At 41.9% G+C, this 9,803-nt stretch carries 9 protein-coding genes; 2 read left to right on the top strand and 7 right to left on the bottom strand.

The annotated features are described in order from the left end of the window. Window positions 1-54 precede the first annotated feature (54 nt). The 6 genes from BFN00_RS15530 to BFN00_RS15505 all read right to left on the bottom strand — a co-directional run bounded on the left by BFN00_RS15530 (window position 55) and on the right by BFN00_RS15505 (window position 6,604). Entirely contained in the window at window positions 55-432 is a 378-nt protein-coding gene (locus tag BFN00_RS15530; protein ID WP_016806936.1) for a hypothetical protein, read from the bottom strand. A gap of 105 nt (window positions 433-537) precedes the next feature. Further along, complete coding sequence (locus tag BFN00_RS15525; RefSeq protein ID WP_071852340.1) at window positions 538-1,446, bottom strand: matrixin family metalloprotease; 909 nt, start codon at window positions 1,444-1,446, stop codon at window positions 538-540. 70 nt (window positions 1,447-1,516) lie between these two features. Further along, complete coding sequence (gene blaOXA, locus BFN00_RS15520) at window positions 1,517-2,347, bottom strand: OXA-134 family carbapenem-hydrolyzing class D beta-lactamase (protein ID WP_071852339.1); 831 nt, start codon at window positions 2,345-2,347, stop codon at window positions 1,517-1,519. A 146-nt stretch (window positions 2,348-2,493) separates the two neighbouring features. Next, on the bottom strand, window positions 2,494-4,434 hold the full coding sequence (dnaK, locus tag BFN00_RS15515) for a molecular chaperone DnaK (protein WP_071852338.1): 1,941 nt from the start codon (window positions 4,432-4,434) through the stop codon (window positions 2,494-2,496). Window positions 4,435-4,552: 118 nt separating this feature from the next. Beyond that, on the bottom strand, window positions 4,553-5,101 hold the full coding sequence (gene grpE / locus BFN00_RS15510) for a nucleotide exchange factor GrpE (protein ID WP_004647116.1): 549 nt from the start codon (window positions 5,099-5,101) through the stop codon (window positions 4,553-4,555). A gap of 1,002 nt (window positions 5,102-6,103) precedes the next feature. Then, complete coding sequence (locus BFN00_RS15505; RefSeq protein WP_071852337.1) at window positions 6,104-6,604, bottom strand: cell envelope integrity TolA family protein; 501 nt, start codon at window positions 6,602-6,604, stop codon at window positions 6,104-6,106. A gap of 217 nt (window positions 6,605-6,821) precedes the next feature. Between BFN00_RS15505 and BFN00_RS15500 the strand changes: the two genes are divergently transcribed. Further along, a complete protein-coding gene (locus BFN00_RS15500) occupies window positions 6,822-7,892 on the top strand; it encodes an alpha/beta hydrolase (RefSeq protein WP_071852336.1) in 1,071 nt (356 codons plus the stop codon). A gap of 71 nt (window positions 7,893-7,963) precedes the next feature. Here the strand turns inward: BFN00_RS15500 and BFN00_RS15495 are convergent, their stop codons facing one another. Then, window positions 7,964-8,638, bottom strand: coding sequence for an acetoacetate decarboxylase family protein (locus BFN00_RS15495; protein ID WP_071852335.1), 675 nt, complete (start codon window positions 8,636-8,638; stop codon window positions 7,964-7,966). 103 nt (window positions 8,639-8,741) lie between these two features. On the opposite strand from BFN00_RS15495, the gene BFN00_RS15490 reads away from it, so the two are divergent. After that, window positions 8,742-9,314, top strand: coding sequence for a peptidylprolyl isomerase (locus BFN00_RS15490; RefSeq protein WP_071852334.1), 573 nt, complete (start codon window positions 8,742-8,744; stop codon window positions 9,312-9,314). Window positions 9,315-9,803: the final 489 nt, after the last annotated feature.

Genomic DNA, 9,803 nt, shown 5'->3' with positions numbered 1-9,803 from the left:
CTTAACTGACTGGCATTACTCTCAATGAGGACTTTTTTATATCTGGAGGAAAGTTTAGCTATCCAGTTTTACCGCTTCAAGCAGGTCAAAGATTACAGTAGTAACATCCTGACTCAACTCGCGGTTATTGAAAATTTCATAGGCGCTAATGGTAATGTCGGTATCGCTTGGCAACAGACGCTGTTCTTCTTCGATCAGGTCATTGATCGGCAATAAAGTCTGTTTGATTTCCAGATGCAGAATATCTTTATATTCCAGATTTTCATCGTCGAGTTCAATCAGTTGTTCATTGAAATAAGGCAGCAAAATCGAATGAAGATAGGGTTGGATGTCCTCGATATCAAAGATCTCGATATCACGGGTTTCATCAATCGTACTAATGTGGTCATTTACTTCAATTAAAATATGGTAGTAACTCACACGAATCTCCAAAGATGGCCTGAACAATGTAGCCAATCACAATAACATGAAATCAGAATAGAGTGTTTTTTATAATACTTATACACTTAAATTAATTAAGGATTTCAAGCTGACCACTTAACGGTTATAAAGCAAGGTCTTGTCTGCAGGTCGTAGCTGGAAGTGTTGCAGATTCTGTTTGCCTAGCACCGGATACATCAGCGCTTCCGGGTCATTATGGTGATACAGGCCCAAGGCATGTCCGAGTTCATGTGCCAGAGTCAGGCGGAGATCATCTTCTGTATCAAACTGATAGACATGAATTTGATTACCCATAAACACGCCCTTATGAAATTCGCGGGCAGGGAAACGCTGTTGGGCTTGAATGATATTCTGCTGATGGTTTTGCAGACCATGTTGATGCATGGAAACATTCATATTAAAGGAATTTTGCTGTTCCTGCAGGTACTGAAGTTCCCGTTGAAAACTTTCCGATTTGCGCTGTAAAGCCAAAACTTCATATTCAATCTGCTCACGCTCATAAGCAGATAAATTTGGCTGACGGCGTCGTTGCTGTAAGGCCTGAAACTCACTATTGATCTGATCTCTTTGCTGGATCAGGCGTTGCTGCTGACTTTCCAGATGCTGATGGGAGGCTTCCAGGTTTTTGACCTGACGTTGATACTTGGCGTCATCTGCCAGCAACTGTTTTTCGACTTTCTTCAAGGCATCATAGTCTTGCTGGCGTTGATCATAGATCAGGTGAATACTCAGCCTGGCATTTTCATCATAGACCATCAAATCATCACGATTGCTTCCCTGATGCCAGATTTCGATCGCTTCCTTGCTCAGTTGAATGACCTGATCTTTACTCAGTCCAAAGCCTGAATCGACCTGATCAATCCGGAAACGTAAGCGTGTATCGAAAGGATGCATCAAGCGATCAGCCAGCGAGTTATAGCGCAGTTGAGGGTGGGTTTTGGCCTGCATATGCAGATAGGCAGACATGATCAATCCCACCACGAGCAGACAGAGCAGAAGACGCATATTTTTTATTTAAATGTTTATTTTTTAAAAATATAGCTTAATTTTAGTGCCTTTCCCATGCTTATTTGCATCATCCTTCAGCTTTTGGATAAAGTCCTAACTCGGCCAAAGCCTGCTGTAAAATTTCAAGGCGGATTGCCGGATCCATACCATTTTGCATCTGCATATTCAGTGAAAATGCCACGATCTCAGACTGCGGTGTTTCAACCCAGCCGGTGAGCCAGCCGACTTGCGGTTCCACATCCATGCCCCAACCGGATTTGGCATATAGTCGATAAGCTTTCCGCTCCTGTAAAAGTAACATGGCTTTGACTTGTTGCTGGAATTGAGGATCAAAGGCAAGTTGCTCTCGGGCTAGAGCAGAGACAAATTCGACTTCCTGTTTCGGGGTAACTTTCAAAGGACCTACCAACCAGAAATTATCGACTTGCTGACCAATCTGCTGATTACCAAATTGGATGCGTTGTACTTCCTGTTGCATCAGTTCAAGGCCAATACGACGCGCCAGTTCCTGATAGACGGGTACAGCAGAAGCTTGCATGGCTTGGCCGAGAGTCATGTCTTTTTCCCAGGCTGAAAAACTACGTTTCTTACCATCCCATTTAAAAATTTCATTGGTTGTGGCTTTGCCATGTTGCAGGCCAATCAGGGCATTGAGCATTTTAAAAGTAGAGGCGGGAACATATTCGGTATCTGCACGGCTTAAATCATTGCCATAGACCTGTATCTGTTGACCACGCTGAATCACTAAAACACCAGAGCTTTGCGCCTGATCAAATAATTGGGCAATGGCTTGAGTCGATTGAGTCGAAGTGATATGAGATGGGGAAGATGAAACGGGTAAGGTACACGCCGTCAGGCTCAAGCAATTAAGTAAAGGCAGAAAAATCAGAGTTTTCATGGGTTCAGGGTATTTTAATGTTTGATTTAACTTAAACAGCTTTTCCTGAAAATACGATCAAATTTTGGTAATTTTTATTTTATTCCTTCAAGTCGAAACATAAAAAAACCGCGCGAAAGCGCGGTTTTTTCAGTTAAAGCGACAAATTATTTTTTGTCATCTTTCACTTCAGTGAACTCAGCATCTACAACGCCGTCGTCCGCTTTTTGAGATTGACCTTCGCCGCCTTGGAATGCATTCGGGTCAAAACCTTGCGCACCGCCTTGGCCTTGCGCTGCTTCATATGCACGTTGTGTAATTGGCATGATGATGTTTTGCAGCGCTTCAGTTTTCGCTTTGATTTCTTCAACGTCATTTTCTTTAGTTGCAGCTTCAAGCTCAGAAACCGCAGTTTCGATTGCAGTTTTTTCGTCTGCAGTCACTTGTTCACCAAGATCTTTCACTGCTTTTTGTGAAGAAGCAACTAAAGCATCCGCTTCGTTGCGTGCTTTTGCAAGCTCTTCAAATTTACGGTCTTCTTCAGCATTCGCTTCAGCATCTTTGATCATTGCTTCGATTTCAGCATCAGACAAACCTGAGTTTGCTTTAATCTGGATCGATTGCTCTTTACCAGTGCTCTTGTCTTTCGCAGATACTTTCAAGATACCATCAGCATTGATGTCGAAAGATACTTCAATTTGTGGCACACCACGTGGCGCAGGTGGGATGTCGCCTAACTGGAAGTTACCCAACAATTTGTTTTGCTGCGCCATTTTACGTTCACCTTGGTAAACTGAAATGTCTACAGCAGGCTGGTTGTCCGCAGCAGTTGAGAACACTTGAGATTTCTTTGCAGGAATCGTGGTGTTTTTCTCGATGATTGCAGTCAACACGCCGCCCATAGTTTCAATACCAAGTGTCAACGGAGTTACGTCAAGTAGAAGTACGTCAGTTTTGTCACCTGAAAGTACCGCACCTTGAATCGCAGCACCCATGGCTACTGCTTCGTCAGGGTTTACGTCTTTACGTGGCTCTTTACCGAAGAATTCTTGAACCTTCTGTTGAACCATTGGCATACGAGACTGACCGCCCACCAGGATTACGTCAGAGATGTCAGAAGTCGAAAGACCCGCATCTTTAAGCGCAATACGGCAAGGTTCAATGGTACGCGCAACCAGGTCAGCAACCAGACCTTCAAGTTTTGCACGTGTTACGTTGATCACTAAGTGTTTAGGACCAGTCGCATCAGCAGTGATGTATGGAAGGTTGATTTCAGTTGCATTTGAAGAAGAAAGCTCGATTTTCGCTTTCTCCGCAGCTTCTTTTAAACGCTGTAACGCCAGTGGATCTTGTTTCAGGTTAAAGTTTTGTTCTTTCTTGAACTCTTCAACCAGGAACTCGATTAACGCGTTATCGAAGTCTTCACCACCTAGGAATGTATCACCGTTAGTCGACAATACTTCAATTTGCTGGTCGCCATCAAGGTCCGCAATTTCAATGATTGAAACGTCGAAAGTACCACCACCCAAGTCATAAACCGCGATTTTACGATCGCCTTCTTTCTTGTCCATACCAAACGCAAGTGCCGCAGCAGTTGGCTCGTTGATGATACGTTTAACTTCTAAACCTGCAATTTTACCTGCATCTTTAGTTGCTTGACGCTGTGCATCGTTGAAGTAAGCAGGAACAGTAATAACAGCTTCAGTTACGGTTTCGCCCAGGTAATCTTCAGCAGTTTTCTTCATCTTTTTCAAGATTTCAGCAGAAACCTGTTGTGGCGCCAATTTTTTGTCGTTGACATCAACCCAAGCATCACCGTTGTCAGCTTTGATGATTTTGTAAGGAACCAGACCGATATCTTTTTGTACCGCTTGGTCTTCATAACGACGACCGATCAAACGTTTGATCGCGAACAATGTATTTTTCGGATTCGTTACTGCTTGACGCTTTGCAGATTGACCTACCAGAATTTCGCCATCTTTATAGGCAATAATAGATGGAGTGGTACGCGCGCCTTCAGCGTTTTCGATTACTTTAACTTTGTCGCCTTCAAGTACTGCAACACATGAGTTTGTAGTACCTAAGTCAATACCAATGATTTTAGCCATTTGGATGTTTCCTCTAAAATTTTTTTGTGATTTACACTTGTTATCCGATATGAGAGCCGTTCGATTTTTTTCAAGTAAAATTTTTGAAAAATTTCACAAACTCCCGAATTTATTTGGCTTAAGCGCCGACCATCACCATGGCAGGACGCAATAAGCGACTGTTAAGCGTGTAGCCTTTTTGCAAAACAGTCCCAATTTCATTTGCTTTGGCATTTGGATCAATCCCGACTGCCTGATGCAGGTCAGCATTGAAACCGTTGTTGGTATCCACTGCCACAACCCCAAATTTCTCCAAGGTATGCAATAAAGATTTAAGAGTCAGTTCAACACCTTCACGCAATGGTGTTTGCTCTTCACCTGCAGCCACAATGGCACGTTCCAGATTGTCGACTGTTTCTAGAAGCTCTTTAGAGAACTTTTCTAGAACTGTATCTTTATGCTTTTCAGATTCACGCTGAATACGTTCAACACTCTTTTGTGCTTCATAAACTGCATTGGCGGTACGGGCTTTTTCTAACTTTAAATCACCTTCAAGCTGCGCAATCTGCTCTTGTAAAGACTCAACGGAAACTTCAGCCTGCTCGGTTTCAGCTTGAGTTTGCGCTGTATCTTGTTCCGCTTGCTCTTGCTCAAGTTGTTGAGCTTGCTCGTTTTGCTCAGTCGCCATTGATTTACTCCGTTTAAATGGGTTCTTAAACATGTACAGTCCTTAGGCCTCAGTGTTCACTGCGTTTATGCTAAACTGCCATGGTTGTGAAGTTCTTGATTACCTAAAGAAATCGGGGCAGGGTGTAAAAATTCAAGCGTCGACCCAGATTAAATTTAAGATTTATACAAAATACTGAATCCAGCGGATAGCAGAACAAGCTATTCAGAACACAACAGCAGGATAGGATGAGAATAAAATACACGGACATCAGCAGCGATGAATCCGAATTTTGAACTGAATAGATTTAATTCGCGACTAAATCTAAGAATTAAGTATTTGAAAATAAATATAAAAAATGAATAATCGTATTTTTGAATCAAATTAATAATTTTAATCCGTTTTAAGTATTGGTAAAAAATTGCATCATACTTCTATTAACAGCGACCTTGTTCAGAGGAGAGAGCCGAACCGGGTTGCTGTTGCCCTATTTTAGAGTTGCTTTTTTCAAGCTGAGTATCCCCAAAACTCAGCTTTTTTTTGCCTGTTTATTTATTAGACATAAAAACGATTAATATCTAAGCAATAAAGTCTTTCACAATAGATGAACTTTTGATTAATATTTATGCCAGATTCTATCGCTGTAGTTTCTTCTTATTTTGAAATGTGTTTTCGTGGCTTATCCTGTTCTCTAGATAAGCCTTTTTTTTGTCCAGAATTTACCTTTTTTGAATTTGTTGGAATCAGTCGTCTCTATTTTAGCGGTTTGTAAGATAAAACTTACAGCTTGGATAGTGAATGTCCGCTTCATGAGAGCAAGTTGATTCGATAGGATAATTTGTGTAGAGAACAGGATGTTCTGGTTGAATTGCTGAGAAGCATAAGCGAAGTGGAAGTTCGTTTAACATAACCCTCTACAAAGGCCCTAAAGAAATTTTCTTTAGGGCCTTTGTCTATCTGGCAGCTACCTTTTTCATTAAAAAAGCCCAGTCTGGGCTTTTAATAGAGAGGGTGATTCAAGTCTTAGTCACGACGATCCCGTGAACGTTGTTCCTGATGACGTCGGTTGTCATTCCAGCGTTGATTAGAACGATTTTGCTGGACTTTTTTACTGCGTTGATCTTTTACACGTTTACGCTCCAGATCCTGACGACGTTTACGTTCTGCCTCTGCCTGTTTTTGCCGTTGCGTCATGATATTTTTACGTTGCTGTTCATGGCGCTGTCGTTCCAGTTGGCTTTTACGTCGATCCAGCTCTAACTGTCTTTTACGATCCTGCTCCCAATTGCGACGTTGTAATTCCTGTTTACGTCGATCCAGTTCAATGCGTTTGCGTTGCTGTTCATATTCCCAGCGTTGCCGCTCATAGCGACGATCTTGTTCATAACGCCGGTCCAGTTCATAGCGACGGTCATAACGCTGATCATAGCTGCCATCATAATAGCCACCATCTTCAGGAAATGCGACGCAGCCTACAGCTAAAAATGCAGTCGCCAAAGACAAAGCTATAATTTTACTAGCCATAGGCATCCTCCAGATTTGTAATAAAAAATATACTTAAGCTCGCAAAAGTACGTCAAAAATAACCTTTAAACGGTCAATGACATCTTTTATAAATGAGGGTAATGTATCGGGCAGAAGCTATATGTACATTGATATTAAGACTTATATAATAATATGGTCACTGAAACGCTAATCGTGTAGAAACTATGAAGAATTAAGAGAATAAGGACTAAAAATAATGACTGTGAATCCTCCGGTTCTGAAAAGTGTGATGGAAAAAGGACAAGGGACGGCAGCGCGTATGCTGGACCGCTTACCTGGCATTGCACAGGAAGCATTAGTTAAGGCTCTGGATTATCCTCATGTTTATCCTGATTTAGATCCATTGGTTAAATGCCTGATGGCCATCCAAATAAAACAGGGGCATAGCAGTTTTATCAGTGAGGATCTGGCACATTCGCGCACATTGTTTGATGCACGCATGAAAGCGATCGCGGCTAAACCAACTACTGTCAAAGTCATCGAAGAGCTGCGCCTGCCTTTGCAAAGTGGCAGCATCTTTGCCCGGCATTATCATCCAGCTCCACAAAAGAAGTTGCCGATGGTGATTTTTTATCATGGTGGTGCATTTATGGTGGGTGGTCTGGACAGTCATGATGAATTCTGTCGCTTGCTGGCAGTGCATGCCAAAGTACAGGTGTTAAGCGTGGCTTATCCGCTGACGCCTGAATTTAGCCCCTTACAAATGGTACAGGTGTGCGAAGATGCCTTGGCGTGGGCACATCAGCATAGCAAGCAACTAAAAGTCTATAAAAACCGCATTGCCGTGGCAGGGGACAGTGCCGGCGGAAATCTGGCCACTGTCGTAGCTCAGCGCAGTGCAGGTAAATCTTATGCCGCACGAGCACAACTTTTACTTTATCCGGCGCTCGACTTTAAAAGCCGCCATCCCTCTTTTTATGCTTATAAAGACGGACTAGTACTTTCAGAGCAGGATATTGATCTGGTGACCTTCATGTATGCCCAAACCCATCAGATTGAACTGGATGATCCGCTGATTTCACCGACCTATGGTGAATTGCAGAACTTGCCGCCAAGCTATGTGATTACCGCACGTCATGATGTCCTGCATGATGAAGGTTCAATCTATGCGCATAAACTACGTCAGAATGGCGTGAGTGTTCATTATCATGAATATACCGATCAGGCACATGGTTTTATTAACCTGACGCCGATCTCTCGCCGTGCTAAAAAATATGTGATTGAGATCAGCAAAAATTTCCGCAAATTCTGGGACAAAAATAGTTAAATCGAAAGCATGAATGCAAAAAGGTGTTTCTCATGAAACACCTTTTTTTATAGATAGGTTTTTATCAGTTCTTATACTTTGCTACTGATCTGCGCTTCAGGAAAGATCAGATTGAATTTGGGGACATAAAAGCTTTGCAGCAATTTGGCTTTGGAAAAGTCTGGAAATATATTCTCGGCATCTTGCCACTCTACTTGAGAGAGTTTGGAGAGATGACCACGGAACTGTGGACTAAACTGAAAACGCTGGCCTTTCCAGGCTTGCTGGATTTTCAACATAGACGCTGGAATATGATGACTATTAATATAGAACTGGCGTGCGGATTTGGTTTTCTTCAGCCGAATTGTCATATTCTGGTTCTGGTGTTGAATCTGACACAGTACTTCCTGATCCTTTTCCTGCCATTCAAACTGCGCATGTTCTTTGGGAATGCCCCATAAATGCTTACCATGTACCACAGACTCATGGGTAGACACATAAATTTTAGGAATCGAGCTGAGGCGCCGTTTACTAATTAAAGGATGGTCCAGAATCAGTAATTCATCATAAGGGCCAATCGGCGAGGTGTGATAACGTACCAATAAGACTTGAATCATACGACCCAGTGGAGAAGGGGCAATACGGAACTGTTTTGCTTGCTCAATAAAGCTGGGGGTCAGCCAATAATTCAGAATAAAACCCTCACCCTGCAAACGCCACGGTGGAAACTGGTGGATATTTTGCTCCTGTAATAATGCATGCTTCATTCTTATTCTCTTGTCTTTAGTCGGCAGGTCACTGCATTATGAGTTATAAAAGATTAATATATAGTCATTCACAACCATTACTTCTAAGTAGATGAGTTAATAAATGTTAAAGAAATCATTATGTGTCATCGCACTTGCTGCGGTCAGTCTGCCAAGCTTTGCTGCAAATACGATTATTGAGATGAATACTTCAATGGGAAATATTGAAATTGAACTCTTTAATGATAAAGCCCCCATCTCGGCAAAAAATTTTGAAAATTATGTAAAGAGCAACTTTTATAAGGACACCATTTTTCACCGGGTCATTCCTGGCTTTATGGTTCAGGGTGGTGGCTTTGATGTGAACATGCAGGAAAAAGCCAATACCAAAGCACCGATTAAAAACGAATCGTCAAATGGTCTGCATAACAAGCGTGGCACTTTAGCCATGGCACGTACCAATCAGCCGGATTCTGCCCGCGCACAATTCTTTGTAAACCTGGTCGATAATGATTTTCTGGATCGTTCTGCTAGAAATGCCGGCTATGCGGTATTTGGTAAGGTCACTAAAGGTATGGATATCGTCGATCAGATTGCTAAAGTACCCACTAGAAACTATGGAATGCATCAAAATGTGCCAGTAAACCCTGTAAAAATCACCAGTGTGACGATTAAAGCACCAGTTGTGAAAAACTAGGCATAGAATAGAACAGAAATATTTAATTTATATTTCTGTTTTAAAAATATGTACTTATGTAATTATTTGCATAAAATTGAACCAATTTGGTGCATAAAAATAAAACACTCGTGATTCTTGTGCGTTAAAAGCGCTTGCACGTGTAAGAAATTGCCCTATAATGAGCACATACCGACGAGATAGACGAAAACGAACGAAGCAGATTGCTGAGTTGTTAAGTATATCGAAGTCCAGCTTCTGGCACTGACGAGGTGTTAGAAAGATCATTAAGAGATTATGAAGAACAACTTGTGTGGATTTTTACTGGTTGATTGATCGAAATTATTTTCATTGATTGATGGTAGAAATTACTCGAAGTTTATTTGAGAAATATTTGTCAGAAAATTGATGAGCCAAGATTGGTGCCCTTTAAGGCACTACATAGTATTAAACCTGTCTCTTATACACATCTGACGCTGCCGACGATCTTACGCGTGCTTATCCACATCC

Source organism: Acinetobacter sp. AR2-3, assembly GCF_001878775.1.
GTDB lineage: Bacteria > Pseudomonadota > Gammaproteobacteria > Pseudomonadales > Moraxellaceae > Acinetobacter > Acinetobacter lwoffii_D.
This window is presented reverse-complemented; position numbering and strand designations above follow the sequence as displayed.